5 protein-coding genes are annotated in these 20,296 nt (G+C 74.7%); 1 reads left to right on the top strand and 4 read right to left on the bottom strand.

Annotated features, from left to right (window positions below):
* The 3 genes from AC2CHG_RS20265 to AC2CHG_RS20255 form a co-directional block, all read right to left on the bottom strand.
* A partial coding sequence (locus AC2CHG_RS20265; protein WP_484525344.1) for an amino acid adenylation domain-containing protein occupies positions 1 to 4,568 on the bottom strand: 4,568 nt, incomplete at its 3' end.
* Positions 4,565 to 12,451: an amino acid adenylation domain-containing protein gene (locus AC2CHG_RS20260; protein WP_484525343.1), complete on the bottom strand. Its 7,887-nt coding sequence runs from the start codon at positions 12,449 to 12,451 to the stop codon at positions 4,565 to 4,567. The genes AC2CHG_RS20260 and AC2CHG_RS20265, both read right to left, overlap by 4 nt.
* Positions 12,448 to 18,621: an amino acid adenylation domain-containing protein gene (locus AC2CHG_RS20255; protein ID WP_484525342.1), complete on the bottom strand. Its 6,174-nt coding sequence runs from the start codon at positions 18,619 to 18,621 to the stop codon at positions 12,448 to 12,450. Before AC2CHG_RS20255 ends, AC2CHG_RS20260 begins: the two co-directional genes overlap by 4 nt.
* Positions 18,622 to 19,208: 587 nt before the next feature.
* On the opposite strand from AC2CHG_RS20255, the gene AC2CHG_RS20250 reads away from it, so the two are divergent.
* Positions 19,209 to 19,331 (top strand): hypothetical protein, encoded by a 123-nt coding sequence (locus AC2CHG_RS20250; RefSeq protein WP_262014988.1) that lies wholly within the window; start codon positions 19,209 to 19,211, stop codon positions 19,329 to 19,331.
* 6 nt (positions 19,332 to 19,337) lie between these two features.
* Here the strand turns inward: AC2CHG_RS20250 and AC2CHG_RS20245 are convergent.
* Positions 19,338 to 20,296 (bottom strand): cupin-like domain-containing protein (locus tag AC2CHG_RS20245; protein ID WP_484525341.1); only part of this gene is annotated, 959 nt, incomplete at its 5' end.

Below are 20,296 nucleotides of genomic sequence, written 5' to 3'. Positions count from 1 at the left end.
GCCGGGGGCCGGGTCGCGCCGTCGGCGGCCGGTACGCCCGGCGCCGCCTGCGGGTCGGCGACCATCGCGGCCAGCAGCGCGCAGTACGCGTCGGCGATCCGCTCCACCTCCCCCGGTGCCATCCGCCCGGCGTCGGCCTCGACGGACACGCCCTGCGGGCCGGTGGTGACCATCAGCCCGAAGTTGGTCCGGGCGATCTCCTCGATCTCCTGCTTGTGCTCGCTGCCCAGCGCGTGGAAGTGCACGTAGTTGAAGGCGGTGTCGACGAGCACCTCACCGGCCCACCGGCCACGCTGCACCTCGGCGAGCGGGAACCGGCGGTGCGGCAGCAGGTCCCGTTCGGCGGCGAACACGTCCCGGAGCAGCCCCAGCCAGGTCGTCGCGGACGACCGGACGCCGAAGGGCACCACGTTGAGGAACAGGCCGCGCATGCCCTCCGCGCCGGCCCGCTCGGGCCGCCCGTTCGTGGCGAAGCCGGTCGAGTACGCCTCGCCGTCGGCGAGCTGGCCCATCAGGTGGTAGTAGGCGGTGAACAGGACCGTCTTGCGGGGCACCCCGGCGCGGGCGGCCAGCGCGTCGATGCCGTCGCGCAGGTGCGCGTAGTCGCGTACCACCTCGCACGTCGACTTGTCGGCGGGCGCCGCGCCGACCGAGCGGGGCACCCGTACCGGCGGGAACCGCTCCACCATGTCGTCCCAGAACGCCCGGGCCGCCGGGTCGTCCACCGCGGCGCGTTCCAGCGCCACGTACTCGGCGAAGCGCGGCACCGGACCGGCCGCCGGCTCCGGGCCCGCGCCGGTGACCGCGCGGCGGTGCCGGTCGACCAGCTCGGCGATGAGCGAGGTCAGGCTCCAGCCGTCCAGAACGGCGTGGCAGTCGGTGATGGTGAGCCGGTACTCGGCGTCGTTCAGCACGTGCACGTGCAGCCGGATCAGCGGCGGCTCGGCCAGTTCGAACCAGCGCACCGACTCGGCGTGCAGGTACTCCCGGACCCGCCGGGCCTGCTCCGCACCGGTCAGGCCGCGCAGGTCGTCCACCCCGACCGGCAGCGCGGCCCGCTCGTGCACCAGTTGCAGCGGCTCCTCGTAGGAGCTCCAGTCGAAGCCGGTGCGCAGGATCTCGTACCGGTCGACCACCGCGTCCGCAGCGGCCTGCATGGCGGCGGCGTCGAACCCGGCCGGCTCCTGCACCCGGAAGCTGGTCACGTTGTGGTACGCGCCCTTGCCGGCGTCGGCGAGCAGCTCGTAGAGCATGCCCTGCTGCATCCGGGTCAGCGGGTACGCGTCCGCCAGGCCGGCGGGCAGCCGGTCCCGGTCGGCCGGCGCGACCATCGCGAACGGCTCCACCGGCCCGGCCACGGCGGGGTCGCCGTCGGCGGCGGCGGCGACCGCCCGGGCCAGCTCGCCGAGCGCCTGGTGGGCGAACACGTCGCGCAGCGCCACGGTGAGACCGCGCCGCTCGGCGAGCCCCACCACCCGCAGCGCGAGGATCGAGTCACCGCCGAGGTCGAAGAAGCGGTCGGTGACGCCGACCCGGTCCACCCCGAGGGCGGCGCACCACACCTCGGCCAGCGCCCGCTCGGTGGGGGTGGCCGGCGGGACGTGCTCGCGGGTGGCGTCCAGCGCCGGACCGTCGGCGTCGGGCAGCGCCCGCCGGTCCACCTTGCCGTTCGCGGTCAGCGGCAGCGCCGGCAGCACGGTGAACGTGGCGGGCACCATCGCCTCGGGCAGCCGGTCGCGCAGCCAGCGCCGCAGCTCCTCACCGGTCAGCCCGGCACCGACCACCAGGTACGCGTGCAGCCGGTGCTCGCCGCTGCGGGCGCCCCGGGCCACCACGGCGGCCTGCGCGACGGCGGGATGACGCAGCAGCGCGGCCTCCACCTCGCCCAGCTCGATCCGGTGCCCCCGGATCTTCACCTGGTCGTCGGCGCGTCCCCGGTACTCCAGTTCGCCGCCGGGCAGGTGGCGGGCCCGGTCGCCGGTGCGGTAGAGCCGCGCCCCCGGGACGGCGGAGAACGGGTCCGGCACGAACCGCTCCGCGGTCAGCCCCGGCCGGCCCAGATAGCCGCGGGCCAGTCCGGCGCCGCCGACGTACATCTCGCCGGTGGCCCCGATCGGGACCGGCCGCAGGTGCCGGTCCAGCACGTGCACGGTCAGGTCGCCGAGCGCCCGCCCGATCGGGGAGACGGCGTCGCCGGTCAGGTCCGCGGCGGTGACCAGGCGGTGGGTGACGTGCACTGTGGTCTCGGTGATGCCGTACATGTTCACCAGCCGCACCCCGGCGCCCGGGCCGTCCAGCCAGCCGTCCAGCTCGGGCAGGTCGAGCTTCTCGCCGCCCAGCACCACGTGCCGCACGCCGAGGCCGGCCAGCGGCCGGTCGCCGAGCGCCGCGCGCAGGTTGCGGAACGCTCCCGGGGTCTGGCTGAGCATCGTCACGCGCTCCCGCGCCAGCAGGCCAGCGAAGCGCTCCGGGTCGCGGGCGGTGTCCCGGTCGACCAGCACGACCGTGCCGCCCCGGGTCAGCGCGCCCCACAGCTCCCAGACCGAGAAGTCGAAGGCGTACGAGTGGAACAGGCTCCACACCCCGCCCGGCGGCAGGTCCAGCGCGTCCACGCAGGAGTCGAGGAGGCGGACCACCTGCCGGTGCGCGACGCCCACGCCCTTGGGCCGGCCGGTGGAGCCGGAGGTGTAGATGACGTACGCGAGGTGGTCGGCGTCGGTGACCGGCTCGGGATCCGTCGTCGGCTCACCGTCGAGCGTGTCCAGGCGCAGCACCCCGGCCGGCGCCGCCGGCACCCGGTCGGCGAGTTCCGGTGAGACGACGGCCAGGCGTACGCCCGCGTCGGCGACCACGTACGCGAGCCGGTCCCGCGGGTGCTCCGGGTCCAGCGGCACGTACGTCCCGCCGGCCTTGAGGATGCCGAGGATGCCGACGGCCAGGTCGGCGTCGCGGCGCACGCAGAGCGCCACAGTCGTCTCCGGCCCGACGCCGGCCGCGCGGAGCCGGTGCGCGAGCTGGTTCGCCCGCGCGTTCAGGCCGGCGTAGTCGACCCGCTGCTCCCCCGCCACCACCGCGACCCGGTGCGGGTCGGCGGCCACGTGGCGGGCGAACCGCTCGTGCAGCAGGTCCGGCGAGGGGTACGCGCGGACCGGGGCGGTCCAGCCGGCGATCAGGTGCCGCTCGTCGGCGGGCAGCAGGTCCAGCTCGGCCAGCGGGGTGTCCGGGTGGGCGACCGCCTGTTCCAGCAGCCGCAGGTACTGCCCCGCCCAGCGCCGCGTGGTCTCCGGGCGCCACAGGTCCGCCCGGTGGAAGAAGGCGGCGGCCAGCCCGTCGGGGCGGCGCGCGGTCTGCAGCATGAGGTCGAACTTGACCGCGTCGAGGTCCAGGTCGAACCGCGCGCCGCTGACCGCGCCGAGGCGTACCGGGCGGTCGTCGGCGTCGTCGTCGAGGCTGAACATGGCCTGGAACAGGGGTGTGCGGTCGAGGCTGCGGTCCGCGCCGACCCGGTCGACGACCCGCTCGAACGGCGTCTCCTGGTGGTCGTACGCGCCGAGGGCGTCGGCGCGGACCCGGTCGAGCAGGTCACCGAAGGACGGGTTCCCGGCCAGGTCGGCCCGCAGCACGAGCGTGTTCACGAAGAAGCCGACGACCTGTTCGACCTCCGGCCGGGTCCGGCCGGCGACCGGGGTGCCGACACCGAAGTCGACCTGCCCGCAGAGCCGGGACAGCAGCACCTCGAACGCCGCCAGCAGGACCATGTACAGGGTGGCGCCGCGCTCCTTGGCGAGTTGCTCCAGCGCGGTCACCAGCTCCGGCCCGACGGTGAAGTCGCAGGTGGCCCCGGCGGTGGAGCGTCCGGCCGGGCGGTCGCCGTCGGTGGGCAGCGCCAGCGGCGGCAGCCCGGCCAGCCGGTCGGCCCAGTACGCGAGGTCCCGCTCCACCCGCTGCTCGGTGGCGGTGCGGCGCTGCCAGGCCGCGTAGTCGGCGTACCGCACCGGTGGCTCGGGCGACGGGTCGCCGGTGTAGAACGCCTCCAGGTCGCGGACCAGCACGCCCATCGACCAGCCGTCGGCGACGATGTGGTGCAGGGTCAGCAGCACCACGTGGTCGGTGGGCGTGAGCCGCCACCCGGTGACCCGGAACAGCGGGCCGGTCTCCAGGTCGAACGGCTCCCCCACCGTCGCCCGGGCCGCGGCGGCGACCTCGGCGGCGTCGGTGGCGACCCGCCAGTCGACGCCCGCCCAGCCGTCCACGATGTCCTGCCGGACCACCCCGTCGACGACGGTGAACCGGGTGCGCAGGGACTCGTGCCGCCGGACCAGGGCCGCGAACGCCGCGTCGAGCCGCTCCCGGTCCAGCGGCCCGGTGAGCCGCCACGCGACCGGGATGGTGTACGCCGCGCCGGCGCCGTCGAGCCGGTCGAGGAAGACCAGGCGTTCCTGTCCGAAGGAGACCGGCAGGTCACGGGTGCCGCTGCCCCGGGTGATCCCGGCCGGGGCGGTCGCGGGGGCCGCTCCGGCGAGCCGCCGGCGGAGCAGCTCGTGCTGGGCGGGGGTGAGGGCGGTCATCGGGTCTCCTCCAGTTTCCGGGCGAGCCGGGCGATGGTGCGGGCTTCGAAGAAGGCGCGCAGGGTGATCGGGGCGGCCAGCCGGTCGCGCAGCCGGGAGATGACGCGCAGGGCGGTGAGCGAGTGGCCGCCGAGGGCGAAGAAGTCGTCCTCGACGCCGATGTCGGGCCGGTCCAGCAGCTCGGCCCAGATCTCGGCGACGACCCGCTCGGTGTCGGTGCGCGGGGCCACCCGGTCCACGGCGGGCCGCTCGACCCGGATCTCCGGCAGCGCCGCCCGGTCGACCTTGCCGTTTCCGAGCAGCGGCAGGGCGTCGAGGACCAGCAGCTCGGCCGGGATCATCGCGTACGGCAGGCGGTCCTCCAGGTGGCGGCGCAGGTCCGCCTCGGTGACGCCGCCGCCCGGGATCCGCTGGGCGTAGCCGGCGAGCCGCCAGCCGTCCGGTCCGTCCGGGCGGGCCACCACGGCCGCCGCGCCGACCCCGGGGTGAGCGGCCAGGGCGGCCTCCACCTCGGCCGGTTCGACCCGGACGCCGCGTACCTTGACCTGCCGGTCCAGCCGGCCCCGGAACTCCAGCGTCCCGTCCGCCAGCAGGCGGGCCGCGTCGCCGGTGCGGTACATCCGCGCGCCGGGCGGTCCGGCCGGGTCCGGCAGGTACGCCGCCGCGGTCAGGCCGGGCCGGTTGCGGTAGCCGCGGCTGACCCCGGTGCCGCCGATGTGCACCTCGCCGAAGACGCCCACCGGCACCGGGCGCATCGCCTCGTCGAGCACCCGCACGTACGTGCCGGGCATCGGCACGCCGATGGTGACCGACTCGTGCGGCGTCCCCGGGTCGAGGTCGGCGACAGTGGTGGTGACTGTGGCCTCGGTGGGGCCGTACTGGTTGACGACCCGGCGCAGCGCGGGCAGCGCGGTGTGCACCTTGGCGAGCAGCTCCGGGGTGCACGGCTCGCCGCTGAGCACCAGCAGCCGCAGCGCGGGCAGCGTCGCCGCGGCGACGTCACCGGTGTCGAGGAGCTGGTGCAGCAGCGACGGGACCATGCTCAGCAGCGCGGTCGGCGCGGGCCGGCCGGGCAGGTCGGTGGCGATCGTGGACAGGTCGGACCGTTCGGCGATCAGGACCGTCGCGCCGACGGTGAGCGGCCCGACGCAGTCGCGCAGGAACGCGTCGAAGGCGGGCGAGGCCCGTTGCAGGACGACGTCGTCGGCGCCCAGCCGGTAGTGCGCCAGGATGGTGTCGAGGTACGCGGTGACCGCGCCGTGCTCGGCCAGCACGCCCTTGGGTCGTCCGGTGGATCCGGAGGTGTAGACCAGGTAGGCGAGCCGGGCCGGGTCGACGGCGACGGCCGGCGGGTCGGCCGGCAGGACGTCGGCCCGGCTCCGGGCCAGCGTCTCCGGGTCGAGGACCAGCCGTACGCCGGCGTCGTCGGCGAGTTGCGCCAGGCGGCGCGGCGGCAGGTCCGGGTCGAGTCCGACGAACGCCGCCCCGGCCTTCCAGACGCCGAGCACGGCGACCACCGTGTCGACGCCGCGGGGCAGCCGCAGGCCGACCCGGTCCTCCGGGCCGACGCCCCGCGTGCGCAGGTGGTGGGCCAGCTGGTCGGCGCGCCGGTCCAGCTCCGCGTAGGTCAGCTCGCCGCCGGGGCCGACCAGCGCGGTGGCGTCCGGGGTGGCGCGTACCTGGTCGGCGATGCGGTCGGGCAGCGACCGGAACGGCGCGGCCGGCCTGGTCACCGCCGTCGGCGCGACCGGGTCGGCCAGCGGCAGGTCGCCGATCGCGGCCGCCGGGTCGGCGGCCACGGCCCGCAGCACCAGCTGGTACGCCCCGGCCATCCGCCGGATCGTGTCCGCGTCGAAGATGTCCGTGGTGTAGTCCAGCGAGCCGGTCAGCCCGTCCGGGCCGTGCACCAGCTCCAGGGTCAGGTCGAGCTTCGCCGCGCCCCGGTCGACCGGGTGGTCGGCGCCAGCGGCGGACCCGAGCCGCAGCGTGTCAAGCGTCCAGTCGTTGTAGCTGAACAGCGCCTGGAACAGCGGCGAACGGCTCAGGTCCCGGTCCGGGCTCAGCTCCTCGACGAGCCGCCCGAACGGCAGCTCCTGGTGCTCGTACGCGGCCAGCGCGTCGTCGCGGACCCGGCCGAGCAGCTCGGTGAAGGTGGGGCGGCCGGTCAGGTCCGCCCGCAGCACAAGCGTGTTGAGGAAGAACCCGACCACGTCGCGGACCTCCGGCCGGTCCCGCCCGGCCACCGGTGTGCCGACCGCGAAGTCGGTCTGGCCGCTCCACCGGCCCAGCAGCACCTGGTAGGCGGCGAGCAGCGTCATGAACAGCGTCGCGCCGTGCGCGGCGCCGAGCCGTTCCAGCGCGGCCACGGTGTCCGGCGCGACGTGGAAGCCGACGCTCGCGCCGGCGCCGTCGCGCACCGCCGGCCGAGGGCGGTCGGTGGGCAGTTCCAGCGTCGGCAGGCCGGCCAGCCGCTGCCGCCAGTGGGACAGCTCCCCGCGCAGCCGGTCACCGGCGAGCCGCCGCCGCTGCCAGGCGGCGAAGTCGGCGTAGCGGACCGGCGGCCGGGGCACGGCGGTCCCGTCGTACCCGGCCTCCAGCTCTCGCACCAGCACCGCCGCCGACCAGCCGTCGGAGACGGCGTGGTGCATGGCGAACAGCAGCAGGTGGACGTCACCGGCGCGCCACAGCACGGCCCGGAACAGCGGCCCGGTGGTCAGCGTGAACGGCCGCCGGGCCTCCCGGGCCAGCGCGTCCGCCGCCTCGGCCTCGGTGGCGGCGACGCGCCGGTCCAGGCCGTCCCAGCCGGGCACCACGTCCTGGCGGACCACGCCGTCGGCGAGCGTGAACCGGGTACGCAGCGACTCGTGCCGGTCGACGAGCGCGTCGAGCGCGGCGGCCAGCCGGCCGGCGTCCAGCGGTCCGGTCAGCCGCCAGGCCAGCGGGATCGTGTACGCCGGACCGGCGCCCTCCAGCCGGTCGAGGAAGACCAGCCGTTCCTGCCCGAAGGAGACGGGCAGCCCGGTGGTGGCGGAGCCCCTGCCGATCGGGGTGACGAGCGGCTCGGCGTCGTCGAGCAGGCGGGCCAGCCCGGCGATGCTGCGGGCGGTGAACAGGTCCCGGAAGGTGAGTTCCCGGCCGGTGCGGGCGGCGACCGCGCCGACCACCTTGATGGCCAGCAGCGAGTGCCCGCCGAGGGCGAAGAAGTCGTCGTCCATGCCCGGGTCGGCGACGCCCAGCACCTCGGTGAAGATCTCCGCGAGGTGCCGCTCCAGTTCCGTGGCCGGTTCGCGGCGGCCCGCGCCGGCGGCGTACGACGGTTCGGGCAGGGCGGCCCGGTCGACCTTGCCGTTGCGGGTCAGCGGCAGCTCGTCGAGGACCACCACGGCGGCCGGCACCAGGTACGCCGGCAGCGTCCGTCCGAGGTGGGCCCGCAGGTCACCCAGTTCCGCCGGGTCGGCGGCGACGTACGCGACCAGGCTGAGCACGCCGGCCCGGTCGGGACGGGCGAACACCACCGCGTCGTGGACCGCCGGGTGGCGGCGGACCGCCGTCTCGATCTCGCCGGGCTCGACCCGGAATCCGCGGACCTTCACCTGGCCGTCGGCCCGGCCGACGAACTCCAGCACCCCGTCGGCGGTCCAGCGCACCAGGTCACCGGTGCGGTAGACCCGGCCACCGGGCGCGCCGAACGGGTCCGGCAGGAACCGCTCGGCGGTGCGGGCGGGCGCGCCGACGTACCCGCGGGCCAGCCCGGCGCCGCCGAGCAGCAGCTCACCGACCACCCCGACCGGGACGGGCCGCAGCGCCGGGTCCACCACGTACGCGGTGGTGTGGTGCATCGGCCGGCCGATCGGGACGCTGCCCGCGCCGGCCGGCGCGGTGACCGGGTGCCAGGTGCCGAAGGTGGTGGACTCGGCCGGGCCGTACATGTGCAGCAGCCGGCCGGGGCCGCCGTGGGCGAGCAGGCCGTCCACCGCGGCCGGGTCGGCGGCCTCCCCGCCGAACAGCACGTGCCGCAGGCCGCCCAGGACGTCCGGGCGTTCCCGGGCGACCTGGTGGAACAGCGCGGTGGTGAGGAACAGCGTGGTGACCCGGTGCCGCGCCAGGTGCGCGGCCAGGGCGGCGGTGGACAGCGCCACGTCGGGCGGGGTGACCACGAGCGTCGCACCGGCGACCAGGGTGGCCCACACCTCGAAGGTGGCCGCGTCGAAGACCGGGTTGGCGGCGAAGGCCACCCGGTCGTCCGGCCCGAGGGTCAGGTACCCGCCGTCGTGGACGGTGCGGACCAGACCGCGGTGGGTGATCCCGATGCCCTTGGGGCGGCCGGTGGAACCGGAGGTGTAGACGACGTAGCCGAGCTGCTCCGGGTCGACCGGGATCGCCGGGTCGGTCGCCGGCCGCCGGTCCACCTCGGCGGCGTCGCGGACCAGGTCCACGACGCGGCAGCCCAGGCCCGCGCCGTCGTGGTGGCCGTCGGCGGTGACAAGCACCGTGGCGCCGGTGTCGGCGATCATGTGCCGGCTGCGCCCGGCCGGCTGGTCGGCGTCCAGCGGCAGGTAGGCGCCGCCGGCCCGGAGCACGGCGAGCTGCGCGCGGACCAGGCCGGCGCCGCGGGGCAGGCTGACCGCCACCACGGTCTCCGGGCCCACGCCGAGGGCGATCAGGTGGTGGGCCAGCCGGTTCGCCTGCCGGTCCAGTTCGGCGTACGTCCAGACGACCGGGCCGTCGACCACCGCGGGACGGTCGCCGCCGGTGGCGACCCGGTCGGCGACGAGGTGGTGCAGCGGCCGGGCGGGCAGCTCCGGTGTCGCGGCGGTGCCCGCCGCGCGCAGCGCGTCCCACTCGGCGGGGTCGACGGCCGGCCAGTCACCGAGCCGGACGCCGGGGTCGTCGGCCAGCGCGTCGAGCAGCCGGGCGTACGCGCCGGCGAGACGCTCCACGGTGGCCGGGGTGAACAGGTCGGTGGCGTACTCGAACAGGCCGGTGAGGGTGCCGTCGGGTGCCTGGTCGACGAAGAGGGTGAGGTCGAACTTGGCGGTGCGCCAGCCCAGCGGCAGCTCGGTCACGGTCCGCCCGGGCAGCCGCAGCGCGGTCACCGCGGTGTCCCGCAGCGCGAACATGGTCTGGTAGACCGGGGTGCGGCTGAGGTCCCGCTCGGGCCGCAGCTGCGCGACCACCTGCTCGAACGGCACGTCCTGGTGGTCGTAGGCGCCCAGGGTGGCCGCGCGGACCCGCCCGACCAGCTCGGCCAGCGTGGGGTCGCCGGTCAGGTCGGCGCGGACCGCGAGCGTGTTGACGAAGAAGCCGACGACGTTCTCCAGCTCGCCGCGTGTCCGGCCGGCGACCGGGGTGCCGACGGCGAAGTCGTGCTGGCCGCTCCACCGTCCGAGCAGCGCCTGGAATGCGGCCAGCAGGACCGTGTGCACTGTGGTCCGCTGCTCCCGGGCCAGCGCGGCGAGCCGGGGCAGCGCGTCGTGCGGCAGCGCGAAGCGGTGGGTGGCGCCGTCCGCGCCGAGCACCGCCGGCCGGGGCCGGTCGGTGGGCAGCTCCAGCGCGGGTACGCCGTCGAGCGTGTCGCGCCACCAGTCCAGTTCGGCGGCGACGCGGTCCGGGCGGAGGTCGGCGCGCTGCCAGCGGGCGAAGTCGGCGTAGCGCACCGGCGGCGCGGGCGGCGTCGCGCCGGCGTACGACTCGGCCAGCTCGCGCGCGACGACGCCGAGCGACCAGCCGTCGGCGACCAGGTGGTGCAGCACGAGCAGCAGCACGTCGTGCCCGGGCAGGCGGACCAGCGTGGCGCGCCACAGCGGCCCGGCCGCCAGGTCGAACGGCTCGCGGATCAGCGCGGCGGCCGCCTCGTCGGTCCAGGCGGCGGCGTCGAGCCGGGTCAGCGCGACTGTGGGCTCCGGGTCCACCACCGGGGTGTCACCGACGAAGCGGGTACGCAGCGCGTCGTGCCGGGCGGCGAGCCGGTGCAGGGCCCGGCGCAGCGTGTCCTCGTCGAGGTGCCCGTCGACGCGCCAGGCGACCGGGATGACGTAGCTGGGGCTGTCCGGGTGGATGCGGTGCAGGAACAGCAGCCGCTCCTGGCCGAACGACGCCACGGCCGGGGCGTCGTCGGCTCCGGCGACCAGTGCCGGCGCCGGGTCGGTGGCGGGCGCGTCCGCGACGGTCTCGGCCAGGGCGGACACCGTCAGTCCTTCGAACAGGTCGCGCAGCGACACCTCCACGCCCAGCTCCTCGCGCAGGCGGGCGATCAGCCGTACGGCCAGCAGGGAGTGCCCGCCGAGGGCGAAGAACGTGTCGTCGACGCCGACCCGGGCGACGCCGAACACGTCGGTCCAGACCTTGGCGAGGCGTTCCTGGACCGGGTTCTCCGGGGCCCGGTACGCCACGGCCATCTCCGGACGGTCCGGTGCGGGCAGCGCCTTGCGGTCCAGCTTGCCGCTCGGGGTCAGCGGCAGCTCGGCCAGCGGCACGAACGTCGACGGCACCATGTAGCCGGGCAGCCGTCCGGCCAGCCGGTCCCGCAGCTCGCCGACGTCGAGACGGTCCCCGACGACGTAGGCGACGAGGCGCTTCTCGGCGGCCTCGCCGGTGGCCACCACCACTGAGGCGCGTACGCCGGGCTGGTCGTCGAGCACCGCCTGGATCTCGCCCAGTTCGACCCGGTTGCCGGCGAGCTTGACCTGCTCGTCGACCCGGCCGAGGTAGTCGACCACGCCGGGGCGGTGCCAGCCGGCCAGGTCGCCGCTGCGGTACATCCGCCCGCCCGGCTCGCCGTACGGGTCGGGCAGGAAACGCTCGGCGGTCAGGCCCGGCCGGCCGACGTAGCCGCGTGCGAGCTGCACACCTGCGAGGTACAGCTCTCCCGGGTCGTCGCCGGTCACGGGACGCAGTTCGGGGTCGAGGATGTGCAGCTGGGTGTTGTCGACGGCCGCGCCGATCGGCACGCTCGCCCCGGTCCACTCCGGCCGGCAGGCCCAGGCGCTGACCTCGATGGACGCCTCGGTCGGGCCGTACAGGTTGTGCAGTTCGACGTCGGGCAGGACGCGCAGCACCCGGTTCTGCAGGTCGGTGGGGAGCGCCTCGCCGCTGGCGAGGATGCGACGCAGGCTGTGGCACCCGGCGACGCCGGGTTCGCCGGCGAACAGCGCCAGCATGGTGGGGATGAAGTGCACGCTGGTGATCTCCCGGCTGCGGATGATCTCCACCAGGTACCGGGTGTCCCGGTGCCCGCCGGGCCGGGCGAGGATCAGCCGCGCGCCGACGGTCAGGGGCCAGAACAGCTCGTGCACGGACACGTCGAAGGCGTACGGGGTCTTCTGGAGCACCCGCTCGTCGGAGGTCATGCCGTACTCGTGCTGGCCCCAGCGCAGCCGGTTGACCACGCCCCGGTGCTCGACGACGACGCCCTTGGGCCGCCCGGTCGAGCCGGAGGTGTACATGACGTAGCAGGCGTTGCACTCGTCCACGGCGACGTCGCACGGCTCGGCGGACTCGCCGGCCGTGTCGGCGACAGTCAGTTCCGGCAGGCCGGGCAGGCCCAGGTCGACGTCCATGCCGGGGCCGCGGACCACTGCCACCGCGCCGGCCTGACCGGCCATGTAGGTCAGCCGGTCGGTGGGCAGCTCCAGGTCCAGCGGCAGGTACGCCGCGCCGCTCTTGAGGACGCCGAGCAGGACGACCAGCAGGTCCAGGGACCGCTGGGCGCCGACGGCGACGACCGTCTCGGGCCCGGCGCCGCGGCGGCGCAGGGCGTGGGCGAGCCGGTTCGCCCGCCGGTCCAGCTCGCGGTAGGTCAGCTCCGCGCCCTCGAACTCCAGGGCGACCGCGTCCGGGGTACGCCGGACCTGCGCCTCGACCAAGCCGTGGATGGTGCTCATGCCTGCTGCTCCTTCAGTGCCTGCTCGACGTCCTCGTCGCTCATCGCGGCGATCTCGGCCATCAGCCGGTCCTCGACTGCCACCGCGAGTCGCGCCACGGTGGGCTGTTCGAAGAGGGTGCGGACGGCCACCTCGCAGCCGAAGACCGCGCGCAGCCGGATGGCGACCCGGGTGGCGAGCAGGGAGTGGCCGCCCAGGTGGAAGAAGTTGTCGTGGATGCCGATCCGGTCGACGCGCAGCACCTGCCGCCAGACGTCCGCGATCGCCTCCTCGGTGGGCGTACGCGGCGGTTCGGTGTCGGCGCCGGGCGCGGCCCGGTAGCCGGCCGGGTCGGGGAGCCGGTCCCGGTCGACCTTGCCGCCGACGGTGCGCGGCAGTTCGTCGAGGACGATGACCACGGCGGGCACCATGAACCCGGGCAGCCGCTCGCTCAGCCGGTCGCGCAGGTCGTCGACTGAGACCGCGTCGCCGGCCAGGTAGGCGACGAGCCGGTCCTGCCAGGCGACGACGACGGCGTCGCGTACGCCCGGGTGTTCCCGCAGGCGGGCCTCGACCTCGCCCACCTCGACCCGGAACCCACGGACCTTCACCTGACCGTCGGCCCGGCCCCGGAACTCCAGCTGCCCGTCCGCCCGCCACCGCACCAGATCCCCGGTCCGGTACAACCGGCCACCCGGCTCACCACCGAACGGGTCCGGCACGAAGCGCTCCGCCGTCGCACCCGGCCGGCCCAGATAACCCCGCGCCAGCTGCGTACCGCCGACGAACAGCTCACCCACCGCGCCCACCGGCACCTCGGCCAGCGAACCGTCCAGCACGTACAACGCCCGGTCCCCCACCGCCCGGCCGATCGGCACCGCGCCGTCCACGGCGGACGGCACGTCGTAGACGGTGGCGCTGATCGTGGTCTCGGTGGGGCCGTACGTGTTGACCACGGCGACGTCCGGGTGGTGCCGCCGCCACCAGGCCAGGTCGGCCGGGCGTACCTCGTCCCCGCCGAGCACCAGCAGCCGCAGCGCGGCCGGGCTCCAGGTGGGCGCGGAGGTGCCGTCGGCGGTGACCTCGGCGATCAGCTCGGTGAGGTAGCCGGGGACGACCTCCATCACCGTCACCCGGTGCCGTTCCACGTCGGCGACGAGCTGGGCCGGGGCGACCAGGCCGTGCTCGGGCAGCACCAGCGCCGCCCCGCAGCTCAGCGCCGGGAAGATCTGCTCGACGGAGGCGTCGAAGGCCAGCGCGGCGAACTGGAGCACCCGGTCGGCCGGACCGAGTCCGAACCGGCGTCGCATCCGGGACACGTGCGCGGCCATCGCCGCCCTCGACACGCCGACACCCTTCGGCCGGCCGGTCGAGCCCGACGTGTAGATGACATACGCCAGCTGGCCGCCGTCCACCGGCACACCCGGGTCGTCGTCACGGCCGCCATCGGGCAACTCGCCGTCCAGCACCACGCTCACGCCGAGGTCGGAGGTCAGCAGTTCCCGCCGCTGCGCCGGCCAGGAGGGGTCGATCGGCACATACGCGCCACCCGCCTTCAACACACCCAACACCGCGACCAACATGTCCACCCCACGCGGCAACCGGACACCCACAAGCGACTCCGGACCCACACCACGACCCCGCAACCACCACGCCACCCGATTCGCCCGCGCGTTCAACTCCCCGTACGACACCACCCCACCCGCGGCAACCACCGCCACCGCACCCACACCACGACGCACCCGCTCCTCGAACCCCACCACCGGATCCACCACCCGGCCCACCACCTCCGGCGCACCGAAACGCCGCAACACACCCCGCTCCCCCGACGGCAACCCCAACCCACCAACCCGCACACCCGGATCAGCCACCACCGCCACCAACAACTCCCGACACCGACCCACCAACCGACCGATCGACACCGCATCGAACAGATCCGTCCGGTACTGCACGAAGCCGCCGGCCGCGCCGGGGTCGGTGGTGAACGTGACCATCAGGTCGAACTTGGTGACGTCGAACGGGATCTCGGCGGGACGCAGCCGCGCGGCGCCGAGCCGGGGCGCGGCGATCGAGCGCACCTCCAGGTCGAACATGGCCTGGAACAGCGGGGTCCGGCCTGCCTCCCGGTCCGGGCGCAGCTCCTCCACCACCCGCTCGAAGGGGAGCTCCTGGTACTGGTAGGCGTCCAGCGCCCGGTCACGGACCCGGCCGAGCAGCTCGGTGAACGTCGGGTCGCCGCTCAGGTCGGCGCGCATCACCACTGTGTTGACGAAGAAGCCGATGACGTTCTCCACCTCGGGCCGGGTGCGCCCGGCCACCGGCACCCCGACGCCGAAGTCGTCCTGCCCGGTCCAGCGGGCCAGCACCGCCTGGAAGGCGGCCAGCAGCGTCATGTAGAGCGTGGCGCCGTGCGCGCGGCCGATCCGCTCCAGCGCGGCCACCAGTTCGGGGTCCAGGGTGAACTCGTGGGTCGCGCCGGCCCAGGACGGGCGGGCCGGCCGGGGCCGGTCGGTGGGCAGTTCCAGCGCGGGCAGGCCGGCCAGCCGCTCCCGCCAGTGGGCCAGTTCGGTGTCGAGCCGCTCGCCGGTGAGTTCCCGGCGCTGCCAGCCGGCGTAGTCGGCGTACTGCACCGGCAGTTCCGGCAGCGACTCCCCGGCGTAGGCGGCACCCAGTTCGCGTACCAGCACGCCCATCGACCAGCCGTCGGAGACGATGTGGTGCATGGCCAGCACGAGCAGGTGGTCCTCCGGCCCGAGCTGCCAGACCAGGGCCCGGAACAACGGGCCGGACGCCAGGTCGAACGGGCGGTGCAGCTCCCGCTCGGCCTGCGTCACCGCCTCGGTGTACGGGTCGGCGGCGGATCGGGTGTCGTACCAGTCGGCGGTCACGTCGCCGATGGCAGCGACCCGCTGCACCGGCTGCGTGCCGACCACGGGGAAGGTGGTCCGCAGCGACTCGTGCCGGTCGACGAGCTGCCGCAGCGCCCGGTCGAGCCGGTCCCGGTGCAGCGGTCCGTCCACCCGCCAGGCCAGCGCCGCCATGTAGTCGGGCGCGTCGGGCTCCAGCCGGTGCAGGAACCACATCCGCTCCTGCGCGAACGAGAGCGGGAAGTCGCCGCTGCGCCGCAGCCGGGTGATCGCGGGCGCGGTGCCGGCGGTGGACGCGGGCAGCGCGGCGGCGAACTCGGCGATGGTGGGGTGGGCGAAGAAGGTCCGCACGTCGACGGGACGGTCGAGCGCCTTCACCAGTCGGGCCACCGCGAGGGTGGCGAGCAGGGAGTGGCCGCCCAGGTCGAAGAAGTCGTCGTGGATGCCGATCCGGTCGACGCGCAGCACCTGCCGCCAGACGTCCGCGATCGCCTCCTCGGTCGGGTTACGCGGGCCCTCGAAGCCCACGCTCACCTCCGGACGGTGGCCCTCCGGGTCCGGCAGCCGGTCCCGGTCGACCTTGCCGCCGACCGTGCGCGGCAGCTCGTCGAGGACGATCACCACCGCCGGCACCATGAACTCGGGCAGCCGCTCGCCCAGCCACCGCCGTACCTCGTCGGCGGTCACGCCGTCCGCGGCCAGGTAGGCGACGAGCCGGTCCTGCCAGGCGACGACGACGGCGTCGCGTACGCCCGGGTGTTCCCGCAGGCGGGCCTCGACCTCACCCACCTCGACCCGGAACCCACGCACCTTCACCTGACCGTCGGCCCGACCCCGGAACTCCAACTGCCCGTCCGCACGCCACCGCACCAGATCCCCGGTCCGGTACAACCGGCCACCCGGCTCACCACCGAACGGGTCCGGCACGAACCGCTCCGCCGTCGCACCCGGCCGGCCCAGATAACCCCGCGCCAACTGCGTACCGCCGACGAACAGCTCACCCACCGCACCCACCGGCACCTCGGCCAGCGAACCGTCCAGCACGTACAACGCCCGGTCCCCCACCGCCCGGCCGATCGGCGGCGTGCCGGTGAGGCCCGGCGGAAGGTCGGCGACCGTCGTGGTGACCGTGGTCTCGGTCGGGCCGTACGCGTTGAGCACCGTCACGTCGGGGCACCGGGACGCGAAACGGTCCACGTCGTCGGGGCGGACACGGTCGCCGCCGAGCACCATCAGCCGCAGGTCGCGCGGCACCTCGCCGTCCCGTTCGGTCAGCTCGGCGACCAGTTCGCCGAAGTACGCCGGCGGCAGGTTGGCAAGCGTCACGCCGTGCCGCGCCAGCAGCGGCAGCAGGGTGGCCGGGGCCACCAGGCCGTGCTCGGGCAGCACCAGCGCCGCCCCGCAGGTCAGCGCCGGGAAGATCTGGTCGATCGAGGCGTCGAAGGCCAGCGCGGCGAACTGGAGCACCCGGTCGTTCGGGCCGAGTCCGAAGCGGCGTCGCATCCGGGACACGTGCGCGGCCATCGCCGCCCGCGACACGCCGACACCCTTGGGCTGGCCGGTCGAGCCCGACGTGTAGATGACGTACGCCAACTGCCCGTCCGCGACCGGCACACCGGGGTCGTCGTCACAGCCGCCGTCCGGCAGCTCGCCGTCGAGCAGGAGTTCGAGCCCGGCGTCCGCGCGGACGACGTCGACCCGCGCGGCCGGCCAGGAGGGGTCGATCGGCACATACGCGCCACCCGCCTTCAACACACCCAACACCGCGACCAACATGTCCACCCCACGCGGCAACCGGACACCCACAAGCGACTCCGGACCCACACCACGACCCCGCAACCACCACGCCACCCGATTCGCCCGCGCGTTCAACTCCCCGTACGACACCACCCCACCCGCGGCAACCACCGCCACCGCACCCACACCACGACGCACCCGCTCCTCGAACCCCACCACCGGATCCACCACCCGGCCCACCACCTCCGGCGCACCGAAACGCCGCAACACACCCCGCTCCCCCGACGGCAACCCCAACCCACCAACCCGCACACCCGGATCAGCCACCACCGCCACCAACAACTCCCGACACCGACCCACCAACCGACCGATCGACACCGCATCGAACAGATCCGTCCGGTAGACCAGCGTCATGGCGAGTTCGTCGCCGCGCGGCTGGGCGAACAGCGACACCGCGAACAGCGCCTTGGGGCGGTCGGTCTCGAAGTCGGTGAAGCGCAGCGGTCCGGCCGAGGGCCCGTCGCCCGGCACGTTCTGCATCGCGAACCAGGCGTCGATCAGCGAGTCGGTGTCCGGCCGCTCGGGCCGCAACTCGCGGACCACCCGCTCGTACGGGACCTCCTGGTGGTCGAGCGCGTCGAGGGCGTCGTCGCGGACCCGGCCGAGCAGCTCGGCGAACGTCGGGTCGCCACTCAGGTCGGCGCGCGTGACCACCGTGTTGACGAACAGTCCGATGAGGTTCTCCACCTCGGGCCGGTCCCGGCCGGCCACCGGCGAGCCGATGCCGAAGTCGTCCTGCCCGCTCCACCGGCCCAGCAGCACCTGAAACGCGGCCAGCAGCGTCATGTAGAGCGTGGCACCGTGTTCCCGGCCGACGCGGTGCAGGCCGGCCACCAGTTCCGGGCCGAGGACGAACTCGGTGGTCGCCGCCGCGTGCGAGGGTCGCTCCGGGGCGGGCCGGTCGGTGGGCAGGGTCAGCGCGGGCAGGCCGGCGAGCCGGTCACGCCAGTAGTCCAGGTCGGCGCGGAGCCGGTCACCGTCGAGCTCGCGGCGCTGCCGCTCGGCGTAGTCGACGTACCGGACGGGCAGGTCGGGCAGGGGTTCCCCGGCGTACGCGGCGGCCAGCTCGCGGGCCAGCAGGCCGACCGACCAGCCGTCGGAGGCGATGTGGTGCGTCGCCGCCAGGACCACGTGCTCGGTGTCGGTGAGCGTCCAGACGACGACCCGCAGCAGCGGTCCGGTGGCCAGGTCGAACGGCCGCTCCGCCTCCGCCTCGGCCGCCCGGGCGACCTCGGCGGCCGAGCCGGCGGCGCGCCAGTCGACGGGGGTGCCGGCCGAGGGCGGCAGGACGACGCGGGGCATGCCGTCGCGTTCCACGAAACGGGCGCGCAGCGCGTCGTGCCGGTCGACCACCGTGTCCACCGCCTTCTGGAACCGTTCCCGGTCCAGCCGGCCGTGCACCCGCCACATCGGAGTCGTGACGTACGCGGTGTCGCGACCACCGGCCAACCGGTCGAGGAACCACATGCGGTGCTGGGAGAACGACGGAGAGTAATCAACCTGGACACAGTTCTCTAGCTGGCGCAATTCGAATTCTCCTCGACTGGAAACCGGCAGGCGACAAGCGATTACCGACGCATGCGATTGCGTCGGCGCGCAATTCGGTCAGACATCCCGAAGCGCCACGCCCATTCATTCACCCATCGGGCGAAATGCATGGCAAGGCGGAAATCGGTCGCATGCACGACCTATTCCACCGCTCGTACTGATCAGGGGTAGGGCCTGGCTGGACGCCATCCCACGTAGCCGTATGTCGGATTTGGTCCCGCTACGACCACAAACGAGAGATCACAGAATCACTCCCAAGCGACCTTTACGATCCTTAAGTTCGTTTCCGGACGCAGATCCCCCGACACCTCCGGACGGACTCATTCTGCAACGCCGTCCGACGCTCTCGCAAACCCCATCCTGTCGGGAAGCCGATGATCGATGGACGACAACTCGACGTGGATCTTCGAGGACTGACGCCCATTCAGGGACGCCTTTTCACGCATCGCCGCAGATGGCGGCGGGGACGGGCGCCCGGGCATCGCAGCCTCCCATGGGCACCGCCGCGCCGGGCAACCCGGCGAAAAAATTCTTCGCGTACGGTTGCCCGGGCGGCGGTGGTGGACATGAACGGCGGACCGGGCGTGCGCCCGTCGTACCACGGGCACCTCCCCCGGACGGTGGACGCGGCCGGCCGACCGGCCGACCGTGCCGGCGACGCCGGACCGGCCACTGTGGCCGGAGTGTGACGCTCGCTACACGGCCTCGGCACCGGCCGCCGGCGGCGTGGCCATCCTGTGGTTGTGGCCGGGCACCCGGAAGTGGTGGAACGTGACAGTGGCGCTGACGTCAAGCGCGTGCACCCAGTGCCACCAGCCGACCGGCACCAGCAGCATCTGCCCCGGTTCGAGCACCGTCTCCAGCACCGTCGCCTCGGCGTACCGGGGATGCCGGTCGAGGTCCGGTCGTGCCGCGTCCACCGCACTGAACGTCCCGCCGCGGGGATAAACGAGGTGCCGCTGGTACGACGGCACCAGCCGGACGTGCTTGCGCCCGAGCACCTGGCAGAGCAGCACGGTGCTGTTGTCCACGTGCAACGGCGTGACGGTACCGGCCGGTCCCAGCAGCAGGTGCCCGCCACCGGCCGGGTCGACGAGGTGCGCCGGCGGCCGCACGTCGGCGGCGAGCGCCCGCAGCGCGCCGTTCCAGTTCTCGTTGCGCGGCACCATGTAGTAGTCGTTCGTCCGCGCGCCGGAGTCCAGCAACGCCACGTAGTCCGCGAACGGCATGGTGGTGCGGTGCCTGTCGTACTGCCAGGAGTGGTCGGGGTTCGCCTCGCGGCCGGTCATCACCTCGACGACCGCGTCCGGGCACCTGCGGGCCATCCGGGCCGGCGTCCAGTCCCGCGCGGGCCAGTCCGCCATCAGGCCGTCGAGCACGACCGGCCGGTTGCCGAAGTAGTAACGGGCGAAGAACTCCTCGGCGCCGGGATCGGACCGGCGCTCCAGGGCGCGGCCCCCGTCGTCCTCGCGCAGCACCCGGTAGGTGTCCAGTACCGACTCCATCCAGTCGTAGCGCAGCGCGAGCCGCCGGCACACGGCGAAGTACGGGTGGCCGGCGAGCGTCGCCAGCTCCGCGTCGACGGCGTCGGCGTCCGCACCGGCGGCGACGGCCGCCGCGCGGGCCTGCCCGGCGGCGACGCCCATCGCCAGGT

Source organism: Micromonospora sp. ATLC20, assembly GCF_057196585.1.
Note: the sequence above shows the minus strand (reverse complement) of the source record. Positions and strands in the feature narration are given on the sequence as shown.